Here is a 24,205-nt window from a genome sequence, read left to right as displayed (position 1 = left end):
TTGGGTGTGGGGGGCGGGCGCCGGGGCGCGGCCGCGGCCCGCCCGCCGCCGCCGGCCGGCCCGCGGCCGCGGCCCCCCGCCCCGCCCCGCGCGCCGCGCCCGCGCCTGCTGGCCGAGGGGCAGGTCCTGCCCTTCCCGCACCACGCGGCCGCCCTGGTGCCGCGGCACAGCATCGCCGCCGTCGACGGCGGCAGCGTGCGCGAGCACCTGTACGCCGCCGACCTCATGGTCGCCGTCGCGGTCGCCGCCGAGGGCATGACGAGCACCGGAGGCCACGAGCTGTCCCAGCACCACTGGGCGCACGTGCGCGAGCACGAGTCCGAGAACGACCGCCTGCTGTCGGCGGCCATGGCCGCCCTCGAGCTGCGCCTGCTCGCCGACCTCTCCCACGACCTGCGCATCCTCGACGGCTCCCACGGCACCCCGGTCATCGCCCTGTCCACGGCGCTGGCCGCCCGCTCCAGCGCGGTCGCCGACGCCGCCGCGGAGCTGGTGGACGACGAGGTCGTCGCGGCGCTGGCCTCGCTGGCCGACCCCGACCGGCGCGCCCACCCCGGGGAGGTGGTCGCGCTGCCCAAGGCCGACTCCGCCCACGCCTTCGCGCAGCTGTACCGCGCCCGCTACGACCTGGACCTGCCCGGCGGGGACCGCTTCCTGGCCGCCCAGGTGCTGCAGCCGGGGGAGATGCTGCGCCCGCGCCCGGCCGACGAGGTCGCCGGGATGCACTTCACCGCCCGCGACGACGCCTCCGCGGCGGTGCACCGCGCCGCGGGCCGGCTCAACGGGGCGATCGCGCCGCTGCGCGAGGCCGCGCAGGAGGCGCTGCTGCTGGTCACCTACGTCAAGCCCGCCACGAGCGACACGGTGCTGAAGGTGGAGCTGCGCGTGTCCGAACCCCTGCCGGACACCACCTCCGGCACCTCGTCGACGGCGCTGGCGGAGGCGCAGCGCCTGGCCGGGCTGCTGTCCGCGGAGACCCCGGGCCCGCACCTGCAGGAGCCCTTCGCGCAGTACGCGGTGGACCTGGCGGCCAAGAGCGTCTCCGTGGGCGCCGAGGCCCTCAACCAGTCCATGATCGCGATGCTGCCGCCCGGCAGCGACGACTACCTCACCCTGCTGGCGCGCTCCTACCGCACCGCGGGTGGTGGCGGTGGCGGTGGTGGGCGCGCGCCGCGCGCCGGGGGCACCGGGGAGCGCCGGTGACCGCCGCGCGCGAGCAGCGGGACGGGCACCGGGACGAGCAGCACGACGCGACGAGCACGAGCACGAGCAGAAGGAGCCGCTGAGTGGACCCGATCGAGACCGCCGAGCAGGTCGCCGTCGTCGGCACCCCCTCCTCCAACTACGAGGTCACCCTCGACCTGCTGGACACGGCGATCCACGAACCCCTCGTGGGGTCCATGCTGCTGCTCACCCAGCCCTCCGCCGGCGGTGAGGAGCTCGCGCTCGGCACCGTCACCGAGGTCACCACCCTCAACCAGTGGCACTCCCAGCCGCTGCTGCGCGGAGTGGTCAAGACCAAGGGCCACATCCCCGGCATGTCCGGCGACAGCGGCGACGTGCGCGCCGCCGCCATCAAGCTGCAGGCCTGCTACAAGCGCACCGGTCCCGGTGGTGCCGGTGTCCCGTGGGTGCAGGCCGGCCCGTCGCTGCGGATGTCCCCGCCCACCGGCACCGCCGTGCGCCGCGTCACCAACGAGGTCCTCGACGAGCTCATGAGCGGCGAGGAGGACCTGCACCACCTCGGCCACCTGCACGGCACGAGCGACGTGCGCATCCCCATGTCGATCCGCGACTTCTCCGGCGACAGAGGCGCTTTCCACGCCGGTGTGTTCGGCATGTCCGGCTCGGGCAAGGCCCTCGACGTCGACACCCCCGTCCCGACCCCTTCAGGCTGGACCCGGATGGGCGACCTGCGCGACGGGGACACGGTCTTCGACGAGGACGGTCGGCCCACGCGGGTCGTCAAGGCGCACGAGGTGATGACCGGCAGGGACTGCTACCGCGTCACCTTCTCCGACGGCTCCGCGATCGTCGCCGACGGCGAGCACCTCTGGTACACCGAGGACGACGCCGTCCGCCGCTCCGCCGGTGCAGCGCGCCGCCTGGAGAGGAGCAGGAAGCGGCGACCGCTGCTACCTCCCGAGGTCACCGCACGGCTGCGCGCCGAGGCCGCCCGGGCCGGTGAGCAGGACACCGTCGCACTGTCCGAGGTGGCGGCCCTGTCGGGGCTGGACACCAGGAGCTCGGCGTTGACGAGCCTCGCCCGGGCCGTCGGGCCCCTGGGCGTGCAGACCCGCGACGGCCGGTTCGTCTACAGCGCCCAGCAGTACCGGCGCACGCGCACCCTGCCCGTCTACGCCGGCCGGCAGGTGCTGCTGGCGCTCGCAGGGATGGCCGAGACCGGCCGGGCGAGCAGCCCCGTGTTCAACCCGTCGCTGGCGCCGCGACTGCGCGAGGCCGCGGAGGACGCCGCGGAGTGGATGACGGCGCCGGACGTGGCGCGGCTGATCGGCGTCCCGACCCGCAACGCCAGCCTGCGCGAGAAGCTGCGAGCGACCGGTGTGCCGACCGCGCTCGTGCGCGTGCCCCTCACCGTCGACCTCGAGGCGCGCACCGTGGTGCGACGAGTGCCCGCCGCGGCGACCGCCTACCCCAAGGCCGCTCTGCTGACGGCGCTCGCCGACCACGCCGACCGGCTCGTCGGGGACCAGCGGCACAAGCGCCCGGTGGGCCGGGTCCTCACCACCGAGCAGGTCCGGGCCACCCTGCGCACGGAGAACGGTGAGGCGAACCACGCCGTCCCCGTCGCCGCACCGCTCGCGCTGTCCGACCGCACGCTGCCCATCGGTCCCTACACGCTGGGTGCCTGGCTGGGTGACGGCAAGTCCTCCGGCGGCAGCATCACGACCGCCGACCCCGAGGTGCTGCTGCACGTCGAGGACGAGGGCTACATCACCACCCGGCACGCCCAGCCGCTGCAGCACGGCGTCCGCGGCCTGCAGCCCCAGCTGCGCGCCGCCGGGCTGCTGCTGACGTACCCCCGCAGCGGTGGCAGCGCCGTCAAGCGCATCCCCCGCGAGTACCTGCGGGCCTCGGAACGCCAGCGGCGGGCGCTGCTGGCCGGGCTGCTGGACACCGACGGCACCGTCGCACCGCAGGGGACGGTGCACTTCGACAACACCAACCGCGCTCTCATCGACGACGTCTTCGAGCTGGTCGCCTCCCTGGGGTACCGGCCCACCGTCGTGGAGAAGCGCGCCACGCTCGACGGCGTGGACCACGGCCCCGTGTGGCGTGTCGCCTTCACCACCGCGGACCCCGTCTTCCGCCTGGAGCGCAAGCGGTCGCTGCAGGAGATCCGCACCGCGCGGCACAACCCCGCCAGCACGTCGCACCGCTACGTCGTGGACGTCCAGCCCGTGCCGTCGGTGCCGGTGCGCTGCATCACCGTCGACTCGCCCAGCCGCCTCTACCTGGCCGGCGAGACGATGATCCCCACGCACAACACGGCGTTCTCCACGTACTTCCTCGCCGGGCAGATGCGCAACCCCGACCAGGGCATCATCGTGGTCGACCCGCAGGGGCAGTTCTCCTCCGAGACCGGGTTCCCGTTCTCGCTGCAGGCGTGGGCGGCGGAGCTGGGCCGCGAGGTCGTGGTGCGCCGCGTCAGCGAGGACCTGCGCCTGGAGAAGGACGCGCCGCTGTTCGGGGAGCTGCTGGCCAAGACCAAGCTCACCGGTGAGATCACCAAGATGGCGCCGGAGACCGCCGGGCTGTTCGTCGACGAGCTGGTCAAGGTGCTGCGCAAGCGCACCGGCTGGGACACCGAGGACTCCGCGACGCTGCTGCGGGAGCTGCTGCAGGCGCTGAGCGACTTCACCGTCCTGGGGCGGATCTACGTGGACGAGACGCGGCAGAACCGCCTGCGCGACGCCATCTTCGAGGTCCTCGGCGACGCCGACCGCTTCGCCGACGTCTTCAGCCAGTTCCAGCCGCTGCACAACCTCTTCAGCCCCGCCAACCCCGGCGGCGGCAAGCGGCACTCGATGTGGGGGACGATCTCGCACGTCTTCGACAAGCAGGCGCGCGCCGGTGCGCCGGCGCCGCTGCTGGTGCTGGACATGTCCACCTCCGGGCAGGTCTCGTGGGTCTCCAGCCTGCTGGCCGGGCCCGAGCAGGCCGGCGCGCTGGAGGCGCTGCGCGTGCTGGACCAGGACTCCATCAAGGCCGCGATCCTGCGCAAGGCGTGCCGCACGCTGAAGGAGGCCTCCGAGGCCGCCTTCCGCCTCGGCGAGACGCTGAACACGATGGTCGTCTTCGACGAGGCGTGGCGCTACGCCCCGCCGCTGCACCTGGCCACCGACGAGGAGGTCAAGGCCCTGTCGGCGGACCTGGCCGGCTACTTCCGCGACACCCGCAAGTTCGGCATCGGCTGGACGCTCATCAGCCAGTCGCCCCGCTCGATCAACGCGGACTGCTGGGACCAGATGGCCGTGCGCATCATGGGCTACGGCCTGGGCGGCGCGGACCTGGCCAAGGTCGCCGAGCAGATGGACGACCCCGAGCACCTGAAGCTGTACCGGGCGTTCTCGCCGCCGGACTCGACCAAGCCGAAGGTGTACCCCTTCATGGTCACCGGCCCCGTCTCGCCGCTGAGCTTTACCAAGGCGCCGGTGTTCCTGGCCGCCTACACCGACTTCGAGCAGTTCCGCACCGACAACCACCACTGGATCAGCCGGGCCCGCCTGGCGCTGGGGCTGCCGGTGCTGGCGGGCGTGCCCGCCCTGGCCGGCGGCGGGCCGGTCGTCGCCGCCCGCCCGGCGCGCGCGAGCGTCGCCGCGCCGCGGCGCTCGGCGGCCACGAGGAAGGCGGTGGAGCGGGTGCGCGAGCACGCCGCCACCGGCGGGATCGCCCCCGACGCCTTCGTCGGCCTGACCGGCGACGGCGCGTTCAGCGGGGGGCTGGGCAGCATCGACGACGACCCGCCGTTCTGATCCCCGGACCCGTGCGGGCGGCGGTGTCCGAGGCGGTCCCTACGGTGGGGCCGTCGTTGATCGTCACGATGGAGGAGCACAGCGCGTGAGCGAGCCGGTCGTCAGGTTCGGCGTGTACGCGGACGCCCACGTGGGGTACGCCGCGCGGTGCCGGGTGCACCCGGCGTCGGGGCTGAACATGCGCACCCGCGACGGGATGCTGGCGGTGCGCGCCGTCACCCGCTCGATGATCGAGGCGGGGGTGGACTTCGTCGTCGCCGGTGGTGACGACTTCCACCGCTCGCACCCCGCGGTGGGCGACATCGTCTGGATGCGCCAGCAGATGGAGAGCTTCGCCAAGGCGCGGATCCCGGTGTACGGCAACACCGGCAACCACGACGCCTCCGCCGAGCGGGGCAAGTCGCCGGCCACCGCGGCCATCAACGACCCCGACCGCGGCATCCACTACGTCACCGAGCCGTACCGGGTGTTCGAGGTCGCCGACGGCCTGGTCCTGCACGTGATCAGCCACTACGGGCTGGCGCAGTCCGAGCGGCTGCTGCCCGAGCCGGTGGACGGGGCCGTCAACGTCCTGTCCGCGCACGGCGCGGCGATGCTGCCCGGCCACGAGGTGTTCCGCTGCGTGGACTCGCCCGGCGAGGTGCCCATCGGGCTGGACCTGCTGGCCGACGACCGCTTCGCGCTGAAGGCGCTGGGCCACTACCACGGCATGGGCGAGATCCTGCCGGGCGTCTGGTACGCCGGGTCGCTGGTGCGGCGCGGGTTCTCCGACCCCGCCGGCGGGCGCGGCTGGCTGCTGGTGGAGGTCCACGCCGACGGCCGCGTGCAGGTCACCCCGCAGTTCATCGCCCAGCGCGCCCAGCACGACCTGCCGCGCATCGACGCCAGGGGCCTGAGCGGTGCGCAGGTCGAGGAGCTGATCCGGCAGAACCTGGCGGGCGTCGAGGTCGCGGACGCGATCGTGCGCCAGGTGGTGCTCAACTGCTCCACCAGCGTGCGCCAGGGCATCGACCAGCCCGCGCTGGCGAAGCTGACCAAGGACGCCCTGGTGTGGATGCCGGACTTCCGGCGCCCCGACGTGGTCGAGGACGACGGCGAGCGCGTCGTGGAGGGCATCTCCACCTCGATGCTCACGGCGGGCTCGGCCGACCTGCCCAAGGCGTACGGCGGGTGGGTCCCCGAGTGGGCCGGTGCGGTGGGCCTGGCCGAGCAGCTGCGCCCGGTGGTCGTCGCCGAGGGGGAGCGGCACCTGCGGGAGGCCTCGCAGGACGTGGAGATCGGCGGCTTCGCCGACCCGGACCAGGCCGCCGCGCCGCCGCGCCCGCGGGCCGCCGGCGAGGCGGCCGGGCAGCCCGCACCGGACGGGGAGGCGCCGGAGGCGGAGGCGCCCCGGGTGGACGCCACGACGGGAGAGGAGACCCCCTGGTGATCACGCTGGAGTCGCTGGAGGCGGTGAACATCCGCTCCCTGGGGTCGGCGTTCATGCAGCCGCTGCCCTCCGGGGTGACCGCCCTGAACGGTCCCCGCGGCGTGGGCAAGTCCAGCCTGCTCATCACCCTGCTGTGGGTCCTGTACGGCGTCACCCCGGACGGGGTGACGGTCCAGGCGCTGCGCCGGCAGGGCACCACCGGCCCGGTCAAGGGGGTCGTCACGCTGCTGCACGACGGGCAGCGCCTGGTGGTCGAGCGCGGGCTGAAGGGCAGGAACGACACCCCGTACGTGCAGATCAGCGTCGACGGGGTGCTGCAGTCGGTGAACAAGGTCCGGGTGGCCAACGCCTGGATCGCCCAGCGCTTCGGCGGCCTGGACGCCCAGGGGTTCACGGCGGCCTTCGTCACGCGCCAGAAGGAGCTCGACACCCTGGTGAAGGCCACCGCCGGCGAGCGGCGGCGCCTCATCGAGCGCCTGGCCGGGATCGACCGGATGAGCGCGGCGGTCAAGGCCGCCCGCGAGGAGGAGACGACCGTGCGGCGCACGCTGGAGGTGCTGCCCGGCTCGCCGGAGGCGCTGAAGGCCGCGGGGCAGGCCCTGGAGGCCGCCCAGCAGGCCGCGGGCGCCGCCTGGGAGCGCTACGAGGCGCTGCGCGCCGCGGCGGCGGCCGACGAGGCGGAGCTGGCGCGCGTGGCCGCCGGGGCCGCGCAGGTCGCCGAGCGCGTCGAGGCGCACCGGCGCGCCCGCGACGCCGCCCAGCAGGCGGCCGGCGCGCAGGTGCTGGCGGACGAGCGCGCCGCCCAGGCGGCCCGCGAGGTCGAGCGCCTGCGCGCCGCCTCCCGCGGCGGCCGGGCCGAGCAGGTCGCCGCCGCGCGGGCGGCCTTCGAGCAGGCCCAGCGCGCCGAGCGCGACAACCGCACGGCGCGCCAGGCCGCCGAGCAGGCGGTGCTGCTCGCCCAGCGCGAGCAGCAGCGCGCGGCCCAGGCCGCGGAGCGCGCGCAGCAGCGCGCCGGTGCCGCCGAGGCCGCCGGGCAGCGCGCGGCCCAGGCCGCCGCCCGCGTCGCCGGCGCCCCGGAGGACCTGGAGGCGCGGGCGCAGGCCGCGCAGGTGCACGCCGAGGAGCTCATCGAGCGCACCGGCGCGCTCCGCGGGGAGTACCAGCGCCTGACGACGGCGATCCGGACGCTGCAGGCGGCCAGCGACCCGACGTGCCCGACGTGCCTGTCCGCGCTGCCCGACGTGCACTCGGTCGTCGACACGCTCGTGCGCTCCCAGCAGCGCGTCGGGGACGAGGGCAGGCAGGCCAAGGCCGAGGCCGACGCGGCCGCCGCCCAGGCGCAGGCCCTGCGCCGCCAGGCCGGCGAGCTGGTGCAGGCGCGGACGGCGGCCGAGCACGCCGCCGAGCAGGCGCGCGCCGCCGCCCGGGAGCTGGAGCAGGCGCAGCAGGCCGCCGCCCAGGCAGAGCAGGACGCGCAGGCGGCCGCGCAGGCGGCCCGCCGGGCGCAGGCCGCGGCCGCCGAGGCCGTCGAGGCGCAGCAGGAGGTGGCCGAGCAGGTGCAGCGCACCGCCACCGCGCTGCGCCGGGCCGAGAGCGCCGCCGAGGCCGCCGCGGAGCTGACCGGTGCGCTCGCGCGCGCCGAGCGCAGCGCGCAGGCCGCCGAGCAGGCGGCCGCGGCCGCCGCGGCCGCCGCCGCCACCGAGGCCGCCGCCCGGGTCCCGGAGGAGGAGCGGGTGCAGGCGCAGACCGCGCACGCCACCGCCCAGGTCGCCGCCCGCGAGTCCGGCCGGGCCGCGCACGCCGCCCAGGGCGACCACCGCGTCGCCGAGGAGCAGGTGCGCAGCGCCGAGCGGGTGCGCGACGCCGAGGCGGACAGGTTGCGCCTGCGCGCGGCCACCGTGGCCGAGCTGGAGCGCAAGAGCGCGGTGCGCGACGCGCTGGAGGCCTTCCGCCGCGACCGCATCGCGCGCCTGGCCCCGGAGGTCTCCGAGGTCGCTACCGACCTGGTCTCGCGGATCACGGGCGGTCGCTACGTCTCGGTGGTGCTCGACGAGGAGTTCACGCCCGTCGTCACCGACGACACCGGCACCCAGCGGCCGGTGCAGTGGCTCTCCGGCGGAGAGGAGTCCGCGGTCGCGCTCGCGCTGCGGGTGGCGCTGTCGGACGTGTGGTCCGGGCGCACCGGCGGCCTGTTCTGGCTCGACGAGCCGTTCGTGTCCCAGGACGTGGCCAGCCGGGCGGCGATGATGGCCGCCATCCGGGAGCTGCCGGGCCGCCAGGTTGTCCTCATCAACCACGCCTCCGAGGCCACGGACATGGTCGACCTGGTCCTCGACGTCGTCCCCGACGACGTCGACGGCGCGCGCATCGAGGAGGCCTCCTCCTACGGGCCCGTCTCGGAGGCCGCACTGGAGGTCGAGGACGCGGCCGTCGCCGCCGCCTGAGCGGTTGGTGGCGCTCCTGCGCCGGATCCCGCGATCGGCGACGGGCAGGGGGCGCCGGGCGGACGCGGCGGCCGGTGGCGCAGCATCGGGGGGTGGGGCGCACGGGCGTCCCGGACCAGAGGGGGAGCGGTGCTGCGGGGCTCGGGCGGGACGACACGTGCACTGGTGCTGGGCGGGGGCGGCGCCGCCGGAACCGCGTGGCAGCTCGGGCTGCTGGCGGGACTGGTGGAGCAGGGTGTCGACGTCGCCGCAGCCGACCTCGTCGTCGGGACGTCGGCCGGATCCATCGCGGGTGCGCTGCTGCGCAGCGGCACCCCGGCCGGGGCGGCCGTGCAGGCAGCGCTGGCCCGCACGGCCGCCGTGCGCGGCGCCGCGGTGGACGCCGCTCCCGTGGCCGCGGTGGACGGTGAGGCGCTGCTGATCGCGGCCCGGGGCGCGGCCGCGGCCGGCGGCACCCCGCAGCAGGTCCGGGCCCGGCTGGGCGCCTGGGCGCTGGCGAACTCCTCCGCCCCGGCCGGGCAGCTGCGCACTGCGCTGTCGGCGCACCTGTCCTCCACCGCCTGGCCGCGGGCGCGGCTGGTGGTGACGGCGGTGGACGCCGTCAACGGGGAATTCCTGCGTCTGGACGCCGCCGCAGGTGTTCCGCTGCTGGACGCGGTCGCCGCCAGTTGCGCGGTCCCCGGGGTGTGGCCGCCGGTGCTCCTGGGCTCCCGGCGCGCGATGGACGGCGGAACCCGCTCCATGACGAACGCCGACGTGGCGGCCGGCCACGATCGGGTGCTGGTCGTGGTGCCCTCGCCCAACGCCCCGCAGAACCCGCTGGGCCCCTCGCTGGAGCAGCAGGTGGCGAGCATTGAAGAGGCCGGCGGGCGGGCCCTGGTGCTCCAGGCCGACGCCCGTTCGGTGGCCGCCCGCGGGAGGAACTCCCTAGACCCCTCGACGGCGCCGGCCTCGGCGGCCGCGGGACGGGCGCAGGCGGCGGCGGTCGCCGCCGGGGTGCGGGAGTTCTGGGGCTGAGGTGCTGGAGCGGTGGGACCTCAGCCGTCGAGGTCGTCCTGCTGCGCGCGCTGCAGCGCGCGAGCCTTGACCTGCTCCACGTGGCCCGTCCCGGTCTGCGCGGGGTCGGGTTCGGGCCAGTAGGCGTTCCACGCCTCAGCGATCTTGGCCGCCAGTTCCGGGGTCGCGACCGAGCCGAGGAAGTCGTCGAGGTCGGAGGGCTCGTCGCCGCGGCGCAGGTGCAGGGTGTGCCCGGTCTCGCGGCCGACGCGCATGCGCAGTTCGGTGTGCTCGCTCATGGCGCCAGTCTGCCGTGCACCCACCCCGCGTCGCGCGTGGCGTCCCGGCGGGCACCGGTCCCGCGCTCGACGAGAGCGGTCTGGGTACGGACGTCGGCCGGGGCCGGTGCGACGAGCGGGCCGGTGCGACGGCCGGCGGGCGGCCGAGTGCCGAAGCGCTCGACCGCCCACCGGTCGTCCCGCCGCAGCGGTCACCTGCCCAGCTGGAGGATCCTCAGAACGGAGGGTTCTCCAGCCGGCCGGTCCCGGCGCTCCACGGGTCCTCGACGCCCGCACCGACGAGATGGTCGGCGGCCGGAGGGGTCTGCGGGGCGCGGGGGCCCTCCCCGCTCGGCGCGTTCCAGCCGCCGCCCTGGCGGCTGGTGCGGGTGACGGCGGCGGTGGCGTAGCGCAGGTCGGGGCCGACGCTCTGGGCGCGGACGCGGACCGAGGTGCCGGTGCCGCCGTCCTTGCGCTCGTAGACCTCGATGGTCTGCTCCCCGGTGACCACGACCGCCGTGCCCCGACGCAGGGAGTGGGCGACGTTCTCGGCCAGCGAGCGCCACGCCTCCACGCGGTAGTAGGACGTCCCCGCGTCCTCCCACTCCTGGGTCTGCGCGTTGCGGCGGCGCTCGTCGACCGCGACGCTGAAGTTCGCCACGGCCGCACCGCTGGGGGTGAAGCGCAGCTCGGGGTCGTTGGTGATGTTGCCGACGATGGTGATGGGCACGCCCATGGTTGTCGCTCTCTTCCGTATCTTCTCGCGTTGCGTTCGCGACCTCGTGGGACGTCGCCCCTGGCGGGGGCGACGGGTGCACTGTAGGGGGAGGGTCCGACACCGAACCCCCGCCGTGACGGAGGCGGTGGTGGAGGCGGTGGGACGCGGGAAACCCGCCGCCCGCCGCCGCGGCGAAACCGTGGAGCCCTGCACCGCAGCGGGTCGACGGTTCCGCAGCCGGTTCCCGCGCCGGGCGGAACCCCGGCGCGGGAACCCTCCCGGCGCGCCCGGCTGCGGGTGCAGCGGAACGCGCCGGGACGCGACCTCGTGACCTCAGGCGGCGTCGGCCGGCGCGGGTGCTGCTGCGCCCCCACCAGGCTTCCCCGGCTGTGTCCCACCGCCGGGCGCGGTGGGCGCCTCCTGCGCGGTCCCGGCCCGCTGCTCGGCACCCGACCGGCCGTGCTCCTGGCCGGCGCCCCGCTGGGCGGCCAGCGTCGACTGGACGTAGGAGCGGAACGCCTCACCCGGCTGGCGCTGGCCCTCGAACCAGGTCAGCAGGCTCTCCAGCACCTCGCCGTCCACCTGGCGCACCGCACCGACGCCGAACTTCGCGCGCAGGAACAGCAGCGCCGGGCTGTCGGGGGTCGCCGGGAACCCGGCGGCCACCGCCAGGTCGCGGAAGCGCTGCATGGCCTGCTGGGTGGGGGCGACGGGACCGCGGGCACCGTGCGCGTCGGCGGCCGGGCCCTGCGGGCCGGTCCGGGGGAGCGCCTGGGCCCCGCCGTCCCCGCCGCCGTCCCCGCCGCCGTCGTGGTCGCCGTCGTGGTTCCCGCCGTCGTGGTCCCCGCCCTCGTGGACGGCGAGCGGGACCTCGGCCACCTGCTGCGAGATCGCCGCGAGGGTGCGGAAGCGCTCGACGCCCTCGGCGACGACGGCCTGCATCCACGCCTCGCGCTCGGCGACCTCGACGCCGAAGGGCACCGGGTGGCGGGTGCGGACGGCGTCGTAGACCAGCGAGCGGGCACGGGTGTGGCTGTTGGCCATCCGGTCCGGGCGCCCGCCGCCGTACGCGCCGACCTGCACCCGGTCGGCCAGCTCCAGCAGCACCCCGGCCAGGCCGGCGGCCTGGGCGAGGCTGACCGCGGCCGGAACCCGCCGCAGGTCCTCCTGCAGCTCCCCGGCCTCCACGGCCGCGTCGTGCGCCTCGACGGCGCGCTGCTCGACCTCGGCGAGGATGTCGTAGGCGACCTTCTCGGCGCTGAAGGCGGCCTGCACCGCGTAGGAGCCGAGGTTGACGCGCTGGTCGGAGTTCAGCGCCACGTGCGGCGCCGCCTCGTGGGCGAAGGCGCGGCGGCGCTCGCCGCGCGGGGTGCCCGACTGCCCGACGAACCCGGCCTCGGCGACCTGCTTGGCGCTGGCGCCCGCGGCCAGGGCCAGGGCCGCGGCGGCGTCCACGACACCGACGGGCAGACCCGCCTGGCGGGCGGTGGCCAGGGCCGTCAGCGCCGCCTCCGCGGAGGCGGCGGGAGCGGTGGCGGGCACCTGCCCGTGCGAGCCGTCCCGGGGCGGAGCGCCTGCAGCGGCGCGCAGGCGGCCGCCGGGGTTCGGGTCCTCGGCCGGGTCGGTGACCGCCTCGGAGCTGAGCTGCCCGTCGATGCCCGCGAAGATGCTCACCGTGTTGGCGCCGGCGGTGGCCATGTCCACGCGCAGCTCCGCGATCGGGGTGGTGCGGTCGACGGTGGGCTTGCGCTGGGACTCCACCCGGTACTGGATCTCCCGGCCGGACTCGTGCGCGGCGAGCACGGCCGGGTAGGTCGGGTCGCTCTTGGCCAGCCAGGCCGTGACCGGTCGGCTGACCCTGCTGTTGTCGCTCTTGATGACGACCATGACGTTGCGCTTGACGTCGTCGTCCTTGTTCTCGATCTTCGTGACGGTGCCGGTGCCCACCTGCACCCACACCTCGGCGCGCACGCCCTGCGCGTCAACCCCGTCGTGGGAGACGAACGGCTTGGCCATCCTGCCCAACTCCTCGTTCTGCGACCCGCTGCACCGGGTGACCGGCGGCGGTGCCTTCGATGTCCTGTTTCCGCAATGACCTGTCAGGTGGTGCCCGCGCCGGTGGTGCTGCGACCGGTGCGAGCCGCTGTGGTGCCGAACGCCAGTGTGCCGCTCGGGTCCGACACGAGCCGGTGCGCCGGTTCCGCGCGCACGGGGCGCGGCCGCTGCTGCACCGGGACCTCTCCAGGGTGCACCCGGGCACCGACACGAACCCCTCCCGGCGGCCCGCTGACCGGCCCGCTGACCGGTCCACGGGCGCGCCGCCGGTGTCGTGTCGCAGGTGTGGCGTACACCTGACGTCGAGCACCCGGCCCGTGGGAGACCTGAGTGAGCGCGTCCTGCACCTGCACCCGGCAGGCACCCCCGCACAGCACCTGCGCGGCGGGCAGCGGTGACGGCTGCGCCGCGGGTCCCGGTGCCGGTGCGGGTGCCGGTGCGCCGGCCCCGGCCGGTGCGACCGCGCTGCTGCGCGCGCTCGTCGCCGAGCGCTCCGGCGGTGAGACGCGCCCGCAGCAGGAGCGCCTGGCCGCCGCCGTCGAGCACGCCCTCGCGCAGCGCCGGCACCTGCTGGCCCAGGCCGGCACGGGCACCGGCAAGACGCTGGGGTACCTCGTGCCGGTCCTGGCCCGCGACGGGCGCGCGGTGGTGTCCACCGCGACCAAGCAGCTCTCGGAGCAGGTCGTCACCGAGGACCTGCCGCTGCTGGCCCGGCTGCTGCCGCGCGTGGGCGGGCGCACCTTCACCCACGCGCTGCTCAAGGGGCGCAGCAACTACGCCTGCCTCGCCCGCATCGACGCGCTGACCTCGGCGGGCACCGGGGAGGCGCCGGGGGGCGAGGACGGGCAGGACCCGGGCGCGCAGCGGGAGGACCCGGCCGCGCGCAGGCCCTCCGGCGCCGACCTCGCCGCTCTCGAGGCGCTGCTGCGGTGGTCGCGGACCACCACCAGCGGCGACCGCTCGCAGGCCCCGCCCACCACCGACCGCGTCTGGGCGCAGGTCTCCACCGGCTCCGCCGGGTGCCCGGGCGCCGCCACCTGCCCGTTCGGGCGGGAGTGCTTCGCCGAGAAGGCCCGCGCCACCGCCCGCGAGGCGGACGTCGTGGTCACCAACCACGCCCAGCTCGCCCACGACCTGCTCCGGCCGCAGCCGCTGCTGGGCGAGCACGAGGTCCTGGTCGCCGACGAGGTGCACGAGCTGGAGGCGCACCTGTCCTCGGCCTGGGGGCAGGAGGTCGCCCCGGCGGCCCTGGGGCGCACGCTCGCCCTCGCCGCGCACCGGCTGCCGCGCGGGCCGGACGGCGACGACGCCCGCGCGCAGGCCGAGCAGGCGGCCGCCGACCTGGAGGCCCTGTCCGGGGCGCTGGCCGCCGTGGGCCCCGGGCGGCTGCCGCAGCTGCCGCCGGACGTGGCGGACCTGCTGGTCGCGATCGCCGACCGCCTCGCGCGGATCGCCCCCGCCCTCGAGGGCGCCGCGCACGGCCCCGGCGCCGCCTCGCGGGCGGCCGCCGGGCGCCGGGGCGCCGCGCAGCAGGTCGCCGAGGCCGCCGCGGCGCTCCTCGCGGTCCTGCACGCCGACGCCGGCCGGCACGTGCGCTGGCTGCAGGCCGACGACGGCCGCCCGCCGCGGCTGCGGGTGGCGCCCCTGCGCGTGGGCCCGCAGCTGATGGCCGCGCTGGGGGAGCGGACCCTCGTGGCGACCTCCGCCACCATCGCCGTCGGCGGTTCCTTCGAGCCCGCGCTCCGCGCCCTGGGGTTCGCGGAGCCGCTGGTGCTCCCCGGGCGGGCGCCGGCCGAGCCGCGCGGCTTCGACGTCGTCGACGTGGGCACGCCCTTCGACCACGAGCGGCAGGCGGTCCTCTACGTCCCGCCCAGCACCTTCCCCGACCCGGGCAGGGACCGCGCCGGGCACACCGCCGCCGTCCTGGGGGAGGTCGAGGCCCTGGTGCGCGCCGCCGGCGGGCGCACCCTGGCGCTGTTCACCACCACCAGGGCGGCCCGCGAGGCCGCCGCGCACCTGCGCGCCACCGTCCGCACACCGGTGCTGGCGCAGGGGGAGGCGCCGGCGGCGCAGCTCGTCGCGCGGTTCACCGAGGTGGAGGAGTCCACGCTGTGCGCCACGACGGGTTTCTGGCACGGCGTCAACGTGCCGGGCCCCAGCCTGTCCTGCGTGGTCATCGACAAGGTGCCCTTCGCGCCCGCGGACGACCCGCTGCTGTCCGCGCGCCGCGAGGCCGCCGACGCCGAGGGCCGCGACGGGTTCCACGAGGTCCACGTGGCAGCCGCCGCCGTCATGCTCGCCCAGGGCGCGGGCCGGCTGGTGCGCACCGGCACCGACCGCGGAGTCGTCGCCGTCCTCGACCCGCGCCTGCGCACCAGGGGTTACGGGCGCACGCTGATCGCCTCCCTGCCCGAGGGCATGCGCCTGTTCGGCGAGCGCGACGTGGTGACCGCCGCGCTGACCCGCCTGACCGGGGGAGCGCCCGCCGCCGCCGTCGGCGGGGACTCCCGTCGGGCCGAGGCGGCTGCCGCGGCGCCGGGGGCCGGTCCGCAACCGGGCGCGGGGTCGGCGGCCCGGCGCGGCGCCGCGGCGGCGGAACCCCCCGTCGCCCGCCGGGCCGCTCCCCGCCGCGCCACCACGCGCGCGCTGGCCCGCCGGACCAGGGCGAGCCCTCCCGGTCCCTGACCGCGCCCGGCGCCCGGAACCCCGGCGGCCGGGCTCAGCGCCCGGGCGGCGGCAACCGGCGCAGCAGCTCGCGGGTCGCGGCGGCCGGGTCGTCGGCCTCGGTGATCGCACGCACGACGACGACGCGGCGCGCGCCGGCGGCCACGACCTCGTCCACGGTGGACAGGTCGATCCCGCCGATCGCGAACCACGGCCTCGTCCCCGCGCTCGCCGCGGCGTGCCGCACGAGGTCCACGCCGGTGGCCGCGCGGCCGGGTTTGGTCGGGGTCGCCCACGTCGGGCCGACGCAGGCGTAGTCCACCGCGGGGTCGGCCACCGCCGCGTCGAACTGCGCCGCCGAGTGCGTGGAGCGGCCGATCAGCGGACCGGCGCCGACGAGGCGGCGGGCCGCGGCGGGCGGCAGGTCCCGCTGCCCCAGGTGCAGCACGTCGGCGCCGGCCGCGGCGGCCACGTCGGCGCGGTCGTTGACGGCCAGCAGGCGGTCGTGGCGGCGCGCCGCGGCGGCGAAGACCTCCAGCAGTTCGAGTTCCTCGGCGGCCTCCAGGCCCTTCTCGCGCAGCTGGACGACGTCCACGCCCGCGGCGAGCACGGTGTCGAGGAAGAGCTCCAGGTCGCCCTCGCGCCGGCGGGCGCCGGTGCACAGGTACAGGCGGGCGGCGCGCAGCGCCGTGCGGGGGTCCCCCGCGGGAACGGGGTCGGGCGCCGGGTGGGCGATGGGTCCGGCGGTGGTTCCGGCGGTGGTTCCGGGGGCGGGGTTCGGCACCTGGCGGAGTCTGCCACCGGTGGGGGTATGGTGGCCGCACCACGGGAGCCCGGGATCGCGGGCTGAGAGGGCGAGCGCACTCGCCGACCGTCGAACCTGCTCCGGGTCATGCCGGCGAAGGGAGTGCTGGGTGGTTCCCCTCGGGAACTCCCCGGCCGCGCGCGGCGCGGTGCGGGGGGACGTCCTCGTGCTGGGCGGCGGTGTCGTGGGCACGGCGTGCGCGTGGCGGTTGGCCGAACGCGGTCACCGCGTCGTGCTGGCCGACCCCGACCCCGGCGGCGGCTCCTCGCGCGCGGCCGCGGGGATGCTGGCACCGGTCAGCGAGCTGCACCACGGCGAGGAGGAACTGCTGCGGGTGTGCCTGCTGGCCGCGTCGGGTTTCGCCCGCTACGCCGCCGAGGTGTCCGCCGCCGCCGACGCCCCCACCGGGTACCGCGACTGCGGAACCCTCGTGGTCGCCCTGGACGCCGGGGACCGCGCGCGCCTGGCGGACGTGCGCCGCGCGCAGCAGGACCTGGGGCTGGACGTGCAGGCCCTCACCGGCCGCGAGTGCCGTCGCCTGGAACCCTTCCTGGACCCGGCGGTCTCCGGCGGCACGCTGGTGCGCGGCGACCACCAGGTCGACCCGCGCCGGCTGCTGCGGGCCCTGAGCGCGGCGGCGGCCCGGCGCGGCGTGGAGTTCCTGCCCGCCCGCGGCGAGGTGCTCGTGGAGGGCGACCGCGCCGCCGGCGCCCGCTTCGAGGACGGTTCCGTGCGCCGCGCGGACCTGGTGGTCCTGGCCACGGGGGCGCGTGCGCAGGATTGGGCGCCGGTGCGGCCGGTGAAGGGTCAGGTGGCGCGTCTGCGCATGGCCGAGGGCGGGCACCTGCTGCAGCGCACCGTGCGCGGGGTCGTCCGCGACCGCGAGGTGTACCTGGTGCCGCGCACCGACGGCGAGCTGGTGGTGGGCGCCACCAGCGAGGACCGGGGTTTCGACGAGACCGTCACGGCGGGTGCCGTGCACGACCTGCTGCGCGATGCGCAGGCGCTCGTGCCCGGCGTCGGCGAGCTGGAGCTCGTGGAGCTGCTGGCGCGCACCCGGCCCGGGTCCGCCGACAACCTGCCGCTCGTGGGTCCCGGGCGGCTGCCCGGCCTGCTGCTGGCGGTGGGGCACCACCGCAACGGGGTGCTGCTGTCCGGGGTGACCGCGGACGCCGTGGCCGCCCTGGCCGCCGGCGAGGCGGTCACCCCCGAGGTCGCGGCCTGCGACCCGGGGAGGTTCGGGTCGCGCGCCGCGACCCTCGAGGGAGTGGGGGCACGGTGAACGGGAGAACTGCGGGCGGGAACTTCGCGGGCGGGAACTCCGCGGGCGGGGAGGCGGAGCACGCGCAGGTGCAGGTCGTGGTGAACGGTGCGCCCCTGCACGTCCCGGCGGGATCCACCGTCGCGGACGTGGTGGCGCTGTTCGCACCGGGCGTGCGCGACGGTCGGGGTGCTGCCGTCGCGGTCGGCGACGACGTCCTGCCCGCGGGCAGCTGGGCGGGCACGCCCGTCACGGCGGGCGACCGCCTCGAGGTGCTGCAGGCGGTGGCGGGAGGATGAGCGTCCTGGAACCCGGCACCGCGGTCGAGGGCATCGCGGTACACGGCGGTGCGGTCGACGGCGGTGCGCCGGCCGGGCTCGACGACCCCTTCGTCGTCGCCGGGCGCAGCTTCCGCTCCCGCCTGATCACCGGCACCGGCGGTGCGGCCAACCACGAGGTGCTGGAGCGGGCGCTGCGCGCCTCCGGCACGGAGCTGACGACGGTGGCGCTGCGCCGCGTCGACCCCTCGGCGCGCGGTTCCCTGCTGGAGGTGCTCCAGCGCGTCGGCGTGCAGGTGCTGCCGAACACCGCCGGCTGCCGCACCGCCCGCGAGGCGCTGCTCACCGCGCGGCTGGGCCGGGAGGCGCTGGGCACCGACTGGGTGAAGCTGGAGGTCGTCGCCGACGAGGAGACGCTGCTGCCGGACGCCGTGGAACTGCTGGAGGCGGCCGAGCAGCTCGTCGACGACGGCTTCACCGTCCTGGCCTACACCAACGACGACCCCGCCCTCGCCCTGCGGCTGGAGCGCGCCGGCTGCGCCGCCGTGATGCCGCTGGGCGCGCCCATCGGCACCGGGCTGGGAATCCTCAACCCGCACAACATCGCCCTCATCGCCGAGCGGGCCGGCGTGCCCGTCGTGCTGGACGCCGGCATCGGCACCGCCTCCGACGCGGCGCGCGCCATGGAGCTCGGCTGCGACGCGGTGCTGCTGGCCACCGCCGTCACCCGGGCGCGCGATCCCGAGCTCATGGGCTCCGCCATGCGCCACGCGGTCCTGGCCGGCCGCGCGGCCCACCGCGCCGGGCGCATCCCGCAGCGCGCGCTGGCGCAGGCCTCCTCCCCGTGGGAGGGGCTGGCGCGCTTCGGCGACGGTCCCGGTGGCGACGGTGCCGGGGGCGGGGGGAGCGCGTGAGCACGCTGCCGCCGCTCGTCGAACCCGCGGCCGGGCTGACCGGCGAGGAGTCGCGCCGCTACGCGCGCCAGCTGCTGCTGCCGGAGATCGGCGAGGAGGGCCAGCGCCGGCTCAAGGCCGCGCGCGTCCTCGTCGTCGGCGCCGGCGGGCTGGGCTCGCCCGCCCTGCTGTACCTGGCCGCCGCCGGGATCGGCACGATCGGCGTCGTCGACGACGACGTCGTGGCCACCTCGAACCTGCACCGGCAGGTCGTGCACGGGACCGCGGACGTCGGGCGGCGCAAGGTCGACAGCGCCGCCGACGCGGTGGCGCGCTCGAACCCGCTCGTGCGCGTGGTGCGCCACGGCGAGCGCTTGAGCGCCGAGAACGCCCTCGACCTCGTCGCCGGCTACGACCTCGTCGTGGACGGCTCCGACAACTTCGGCACCCGCTACCTCGTCGCCGACGCGTGCGTGCTGACCGGCACGCCGTGGGTGTGGGGGGCCGTGCTGCGCTTCGAGGGACAGGTCGCGGTGTTCTGGGACGGGCACGGGCCCACCTACCGGGACCTGTTCCCCGCGCCGCCGGAACCCGGCACCGTGCCCTCCTGCGGCGAGGCGGGGGTGCTGGGTGCGGTGTGCGCGGCGGTGGGCTCGGCGATGGCCACCGAGGCCGTCAAGCTCGTCACCGGCGCCGGGCAGAGCCTGCTCGGCCGGGTGCTGGTGCACGACGCGCTCGCGATGACGTGGCGGTCGCTGCGCCTGGCACCGGACCCGCACCGCGCGCCCGTCGCCGCACTGCTGCCCGTCGCGGGCGCCGCCGACCGGGAACCCTCCGACGACCTGCCCGAGGTGGACGCCGCGGAACTCGCCCACCGGTTGCGCGAACGGCGGGCGGGCCACCGGGACTTCGTCCTCGTGGACGTGCGCGAACCCGGCGAGCACGCCGCGCACGCCATCCCGGGGTCGGTGCTGGTGCCGCTGGGGGAGCTGCTCGCCGACCCCGCCCGCCTCGCGGCGGACCGGCCGCTGGTGCTGCACTGCGCCGGTGGCACCCGCTCGGCCCGGGCCCTGCGCGCGCTGCGCGCCGCGGGCCGCGCCGACGTCGTGCACCTGCGCGGCGGCATCACCGCCTGGGACGCGCTCGGCACCTGAGGCCCCCCGGAGCCCCACCCGGGACCCCGCACCACGAACCCGTGCCCCGAACCCCCGGCGACCTGCCGCGGGGCCGGTCCGTTCCGCCCGCCGCCGGGAGCTCCCGGCCGTCAGAGGAGACAACCGTGCGCGCTGCCCGCTTCACCGGACCCGGTCGCCCCCTGCAGGTGCAGGAGGTCCCCCGTCCCGAACCCGGCCCCGACGAGGTCCTCGTCCGCGTGCGCGCCGCCGGCGTGTGCGCGACCGAGCTGCACTTCACCGACGGTCTGCTGACCCCGGCCCGCACCCCGATCACCCTGGGACACGAGGTCGCCGGGACCGTCGAGGCGGTCGGCGGCGCCGTCACCGCGTGGGAACCCGGGGACCGGGTCGCCGTGCACTACCTGCACAGCTGCGGGGACTGCCGGCAGTGCCGCCGCGGCCGGGAGAACCTCTGCGCCGCACCGCGGGGGATGCTCGCCTTCGCCTCCGACGGGGGTTTCGCCGAGTTCGTCGCCGTGCCCGCCCGCAGCCTGGCGCGGATCCCCGAGGCCCTGGCGTTCGTGCAGGCCGCACCCGTGGCGTGCAGCGTCACCACCGCCCTGCACGCCGCGGCGGTCGCCGGTGCGGGCGCCGACGACGTCGCCGTCGTGTACGGCGCCGGCGGGGTGGGCTCGGCGCTGGTGCAGGTGCTGCGCCACCGCGGCGCACGGGTGGTCGCCGTGGCCCGATCGCCGCGCCGCCGGGAACTGGCCCGCGAGCTCGGCGCCGAGTGGACGATCGACCCCGCCGACGGCGACGTCGGCGCGCAGGTGCAGCGCCTGACCGGCGGCGCCGACTGCGTCGTCGAGCTCGTCGGCACCGCCGACAGCGGCCGGCAGGCCCTGGCGGCGCTGGCTCCGGGAGGTGCGCTGGTCTACGTCGGCTACTCCGCCGAGCGCATCGAGCTGGACCCGGTGCGGCTGGTCGTCCCCGAGCAGCGCATCCTGACGTCCGTCTCCAGCACCCTCGCCGAGCTGGAGCAGGGGCTGGACCTCGTGGCGCGCGGGGTGGTGCGCAGCGTCGTCGACCGCACCGAGCCGCTGGAGGCGGTCGACGACGTCCTGGGCGCGCTGGCCCGCGGGGAGGTCACCGGCCGCGCGGTGCTCGTGCCGTGAGCGCGGTCGCGGCACGCGCGGTGCTCACCGGGCGGCGGGCAGCTCCACCACGACCCGCAGGCCGCCGCCGGACCGCGGGAGGAGGTCGAGGGTGCCCTCGTGCGCCTCGGTGATGCTCTTGACGATCGCCAGGCCGAGACCGACGCCCCCGTGGTCGCTGCGCAGGCGCCCGGGACCGCGCTGGAACGGTTCGGTGAGCCTGGGCGTCGACTCCGGCGCCAGGTGACCGCCGGTGTTCTCCACCGTGAGCACCGCGCTCCCGGGGCGGACGCCGGTGGTGATCCGGACGGTGCCGCGCTCGGGCAGGTTGTGGACGACGGCGTTGTGCAGCAGGTTCGTGGTCAGCTGCAGCAGCAGCGCGCGCGAGCCGGTGGTCTCGGCGACCCCGCCGTGGACCTGGACGTCGACGCCGCGCTCCTCGGCCAGCGGCAGCAGGACCTCGGCGGCCTCCTCCGCCAGCAGGGACAGGTCGACGCGCTCGCGGGTGGAGGAGCGCCCGTCGGCGCGGCTGAGCAGCAGCAGCGCCTCGGTGAGGTCGATCGCCCGGGCGTTGACGCGGCGCAGCCGTTCGAGGAGTTCGCCGGTGTCGCGGAGCGGATCGGTGCGGGCCACCTCGAGGAGGGTCTGCGTGATCGCCAGGGGGGTCCGCAGCTCGTGGGAGGCGTTGGCCGCGAACCTGCGTTGCTGGTCGACGTGCGCCTCCAGCCGGGCGAGCATGGTGTCGAAGGCGTCGGCGAGCTCGCGGAACTCGTCTTGGCGCCCCGGCAGCCGGATCCGGTGCGAGAGCGACCCGGTCGCGGCCGTGCGGGTGGCGGCCGTGATGCGGTTGAGGGGGGCGAGCATCCGGCCGGCCAGGAACCACCCGCCCACGAGGCCGAGGACCAGCAGGAGACCCATCGCCACCGCCGCACGCGGGGCGAAGGCGCGCACGAGGTCGGAGCGGTTGGGGACGAAGAGGGAGGGGCGGCGACCGGTCGGGTCGGTGGTGCCGAGCACGCCGTCGGGCACGTACCGCAGCAGGAACACCCGCACGACCGCGAGCAGCAGGGTGCCGGCGACCACGAGGAAACCGGCGTAGCTGAGGGTGAGCCTCAGGTGGACGCTCGGGCCAGGGGCCCTACGCACGCTCGCCTTCCCGGCCCGCGGCCCGCGGCCCCGCGTCGATGCGGTAGCCGACGCCGGGCACCGTGGCGATGACCCAGGGTTCACCGAGCCGCTTGCGCAGGGCCGAGACGGTGATGCGCACGGCGTTGGTGAACGGGTCGGCGTTCTCGTCCCACGCCCTCTCCAGCAGATCCTCGGCGCTGACGACCCCGCCGTCGGCGGTGACGAGGACCTCCAGGACGGCGAACTGCTTGCGGGTCAGCGGGACGTGGCGGCCGTCGCGGTGCACCTCGCGGCGGAACGGGTCCAGCCGCAGCCCGGCGATCTCCCGCACCGGCGGTCTGACGTGGGCGCGCCTGCGGTCCAGCGCCCTGAGCCTGAGCACGAGTTCCCGCAGCTCGAACGGCTTGGTGAGGTAGTCGTCGGCGCCGAGCCCGAACCCGGACGCCTTGTCGTCGAGCCGGTCGGCGGCGGTGAGCATGAGGATGGGCGTGCCGCTGCCGGAGGCGACGATGCCCTCGGCGATCTCGTCACCGGAGGGGCCCGGGACGTCGCGGTCGAGGACGGCGACGTCGTAGGAGTTGACGCTCAGCAGTTCCAGGGCCGCGTGCCCGTCGCCGGCGACGTCCGCTGCGATCGCCGCCAGGCGCAACCCGTCGCGGATGGCCTCGGCCATGAGGGGCTCGTCCTCGACGACCAGCACGCGCACGGCGTTCATGCTACGCGCGGCGCATGTCGTCGGCGTATGCGGAAACCGGTACGCGCAGGCAACACGAGGCCGCGTCGACTGCAGGCATGAGGGGCGACGCGCTGCGGACCACGACGCCACGACCGGGTGGGGGAGGACCGGCAGGGGCGGGACCGGTGGGAGGACGCGCGGGGGGCCGCGGGCTCCTGCGGTTCCTCGCCCGCTGCCTGGTCCCCCTCCTGCTCGTGCTCGCCGCCCTCACCCACCCGCCCGGCCCGTCCCCGGCGCGCGTGGACGGCGCGACCTCCCGCGGCGACCTCGCCGGTGCGGGTGCCGGGCCCGGGCTGCCGGGGCAGTCCGGGCAGCCCGGGGAGCCCGTCACCGAGGCCGACGGGCTGCTGCCCGACGGCGTCAGCGCGTTCGACGACCGGTACCCCGGGGTGGCGGACCTCGACCCCGCGCTGCTGCAGGCGCTGCGCCGGGCCGCCGCGGACGCCGCCGACGACGGCACCGCTCTCGTCGTCAACAGCGGGTGGCGCTCGCGCCGGTACCAGGAGCAGCTGCTCGCCGAGGCGGTCGCCCGCCACGGCTCGCACGAGGAGGCCGCCCGCTGGGTCGCCACCGCGGACACGTCCGCGCACGTGAGCGGGGACGCGGTCGACGTCGGGCCCGCCGCCGCCGCGGCGTGGCTGGCCGAGCACGGCGCCCGCTACGGGGTGTGCCGGGTCTACCGCAACGAGCCCTGGCACTTCGAGCTGCGCCCGCGGGCCGTCGAGGAGGGTTGCCCCCCGGCCTACGCCGACCCCGCCCACGACCCGCGGATGCAGCGGTGAGGCCGCGCGGGTCCCGCGCGCCTGGCGGTCCCGGGCGGCCGGCGCGCAGACTGGCCGGCGTGGACGAGGTCGCGCCCGTGCTGCTGCCCGAGGGGGAACCGGTGGCCGGTCCCTGGCGGAGCGCCGACGCGGGGGAGGTCGCCGACCTGCTCCTGCGGGCGGCGGGCCCGCCGCGGGCCCGCCGCGGGGACGGCCCGCGGTGGTGGCCGTGGACGGCCGCAGCGCGGCGGGCAAGTCGACCCTGGCGGCCCGGCTCGCCGAGCACGCCGCCCGCGGCGGCCGGGCCGCGGCGGTCGTGCACACCGACGACCTGGCCTGGCACGAGTCCTTCTTCGGCTGGGGCGCCCTGGCGGTCGAGGGCGTGCTGGGGGGGGGGGGGGGGGGGGGGGGGGGGGGGGGGGGGGGGGGGGGGGGGGGGGGGGGGGGGGGGGGGGGGGGGGGGGGGGGGGGGGGGGGGGGGGGGGGGGGGGGG

18 protein-coding genes are annotated in these 24,205 nt (G+C 77.0%); 12 read left to right on the top strand and 6 right to left on the bottom strand.

Annotated features, from left to right (window positions below; all coding sequences use genetic code 11):
* From ACRYM2_RS17680 to ACRYM2_RS17660, 5 genes are all read left to right on the top strand, one after another.
* The coding region (locus tag ACRYM2_RS17680; RefSeq protein ID WP_432523748.1) for a hypothetical protein at positions 1–1,203 on the top strand (1,203 nt) is incomplete at its 5' end.
* Positions 1,204–1,286: 83 nt separating this feature from the next.
* Positions 1,287–4,997, top strand: coding sequence for an LAGLIDADG family homing endonuclease (locus ACRYM2_RS17675; RefSeq protein WP_432523747.1), 3,711 nt, complete (start codon positions 1,287–1,289; stop codon positions 4,995–4,997).
* Positions 4,998–5,082: 85 nt separating this feature from the next.
* Positions 5,083–6,426, top strand: coding sequence for a metallophosphoesterase family protein (locus ACRYM2_RS17670; protein WP_432523746.1), 1,344 nt, complete (start codon positions 5,083–5,085; stop codon positions 6,424–6,426).
* Positions 6,423–8,870, top strand: a complete 2,448-nt coding sequence (locus ACRYM2_RS17665; protein ID WP_432523745.1) for an AAA family ATPase — start codon at positions 6,423–6,425, stop codon at positions 8,868–8,870. The genes ACRYM2_RS17670 and ACRYM2_RS17665 overlap by 4 nt, the downstream gene beginning before the upstream one ends.
* A 165-nt stretch (positions 8,871–9,035) precedes the next feature.
* Positions 9,036–9,887: a patatin-like phospholipase family protein gene (locus ACRYM2_RS17660; protein WP_432523744.1), complete on the top strand. Its 852-nt coding sequence runs from the start codon at positions 9,036–9,038 to the stop codon at positions 9,885–9,887.
* A 20-nt stretch (positions 9,888–9,907) separates the two neighbouring features.
* Here ACRYM2_RS17660 and ACRYM2_RS17655 read toward each other — a convergent pair whose 3' ends face one another.
* From ACRYM2_RS17655 to ACRYM2_RS17645, 3 genes are all read right to left on the bottom strand, one after another.
* Positions 9,908–10,165, bottom strand: a complete 258-nt coding sequence (locus ACRYM2_RS17655; RefSeq protein WP_432523743.1) for a hypothetical protein — start codon at positions 10,163–10,165, stop codon at positions 9,908–9,910.
* 214 nt (positions 10,166–10,379) lie between these two features.
* Positions 10,380–10,874, bottom strand: a complete 495-nt coding sequence (gene ssb / locus ACRYM2_RS17650; RefSeq protein ID WP_432523742.1) for a single-stranded DNA-binding protein — start codon at positions 10,872–10,874, stop codon at positions 10,380–10,382.
* Positions 10,875–11,195: 321 nt separating this feature from the next.
* The gene (locus ACRYM2_RS17645) at positions 11,196–12,878 is read right to left on the bottom strand and encodes a hypothetical protein (protein WP_432523741.1); all 1,683 of its coding nucleotides are present in this window, start codon (positions 12,876–12,878) and stop codon (positions 11,196–11,198) included.
* Positions 12,879–13,247: 369 nt separating this feature from the next.
* Between ACRYM2_RS17645 and ACRYM2_RS17640 the strand changes: the two genes are divergently transcribed.
* A complete protein-coding gene (locus ACRYM2_RS17640; RefSeq protein WP_432523740.1) occupies positions 13,248–15,602 on the top strand; it encodes an ATP-dependent DNA helicase in 2,355 nt (784 codons plus the stop codon).
* A 34-nt stretch (positions 15,603–15,636) separates the two neighbouring features.
* On the opposite strand, the gene thiE is transcribed toward ACRYM2_RS17640, so the two are convergent.
* Positions 15,637–16,317: a thiamine phosphate synthase gene (gene thiE / locus ACRYM2_RS17635; RefSeq protein WP_432523749.1), complete on the bottom strand. Its 681-nt coding sequence runs from the start codon at positions 16,315–16,317 to the stop codon at positions 15,637–15,639.
* A 178-nt stretch (positions 16,318–16,495) separates the two neighbouring features.
* Here thiE and thiO point away from each other — a divergent pair, with 178 nt between their 5' ends.
* The 5 genes from thiO (at position 16,496) to ACRYM2_RS17610 (ending at position 21,108) form a co-directional block, all read left to right on the top strand.
* Complete coding sequence (thiO, locus tag ACRYM2_RS17630; protein ID WP_432523739.1) at positions 16,496–17,668, top strand: glycine oxidase ThiO; 1,173 nt, start codon at positions 16,496–16,498, stop codon at positions 17,666–17,668.
* Positions 17,665–17,946 carry a sulfur carrier protein ThiS gene (thiS, locus tag ACRYM2_RS17625; RefSeq protein ID WP_432523738.1) on the top strand — a complete coding sequence of 94 codons (282 nt, stop codon included), beginning with the start codon at positions 17,665–17,667 and terminating at the stop codon, positions 17,944–17,946. The genes thiO and thiS overlap by 4 nt, the downstream gene beginning before the upstream one ends.
* A complete protein-coding gene (locus tag ACRYM2_RS17620) occupies positions 17,943–18,839 on the top strand; it encodes a thiazole synthase (RefSeq protein ID WP_432523737.1) in 897 nt (298 codons plus the stop codon). Before thiS ends, ACRYM2_RS17620 begins: the two co-directional genes overlap by 4 nt.
* Positions 18,836–19,972: a molybdopterin-synthase adenylyltransferase MoeB gene (gene moeB / locus ACRYM2_RS17615; RefSeq protein WP_432523736.1), complete on the top strand. Its 1,137-nt coding sequence runs from the start codon at positions 18,836–18,838 to the stop codon at positions 19,970–19,972. Before ACRYM2_RS17620 ends, moeB begins: the two co-directional genes overlap by 4 nt.
* 125 nt (positions 19,973–20,097) lie before the next feature.
* A complete protein-coding gene (locus ACRYM2_RS17610; RefSeq protein ID WP_432523735.1) occupies positions 20,098–21,108 on the top strand; it encodes an alcohol dehydrogenase catalytic domain-containing protein in 1,011 nt (336 codons plus the stop codon).
* A gap of 24 nt (positions 21,109–21,132) precedes the next feature.
* Here the strand turns inward: ACRYM2_RS17610 and ACRYM2_RS17605 are convergent, their stop codons facing one another.
* Positions 21,133–22,233, bottom strand: a complete 1,101-nt coding sequence (locus ACRYM2_RS17605; RefSeq protein WP_432523734.1) for a sensor histidine kinase — start codon at positions 22,231–22,233, stop codon at positions 21,133–21,135.
* On the bottom strand, positions 22,226–22,921 hold the full coding sequence (locus ACRYM2_RS17600) for a response regulator transcription factor (RefSeq protein WP_432523733.1): 696 nt from the start codon (positions 22,919–22,921) through the stop codon (positions 22,226–22,228). The genes ACRYM2_RS17605 and ACRYM2_RS17600 overlap by 8 nt, the downstream gene beginning before the upstream one ends.
* Positions 22,922–23,076: 155 nt before the next feature.
* On the opposite strand from ACRYM2_RS17600, the gene ACRYM2_RS17595 reads away from it, so the two are divergent.
* Positions 23,077–23,733 (top strand): M15 family metallopeptidase, encoded by a 657-nt coding sequence (locus tag ACRYM2_RS17595; RefSeq protein ID WP_432523732.1) that lies wholly within the window; start codon positions 23,077–23,079, stop codon positions 23,731–23,733.
* Positions 23,734–24,205: the final 472 nt, after the last annotated feature.

Source organism: Kineococcus aridisoli (assembly GCF_050871885.1).
Classification (GTDB): domain Bacteria; phylum Actinomycetota; class Actinomycetes; order Actinomycetales; family Kineococcaceae; genus Kineococcus.
Note: the sequence above shows the minus strand (reverse complement) of the source record. Positions and strands in the feature narration are given on the sequence as shown.

Excerpts from the sequence above, each read along its gene's own strand:
- ACRYM2_RS17655 (WP_432523743.1), bottom strand. The coding sequence starts at position 10,165 with ATGAGCGAGCACACCGAACTGCGCATGCGCGTCGGCCGCGAGACCGGG.
- ACRYM2_RS17645 (WP_432523741.1), bottom strand. The coding sequence starts at position 12,878 with ATGGCCAAGCCGTTCGTCTCCCACGACGGGGTTGACGCGCAGGGCGTG.
- ACRYM2_RS17620 (WP_432523737.1), top strand. The coding sequence starts at position 17,943 with ATGAGCGTCCTGGAACCCGGCACCGCGGTCGAGGGCATCGCGGTACAC.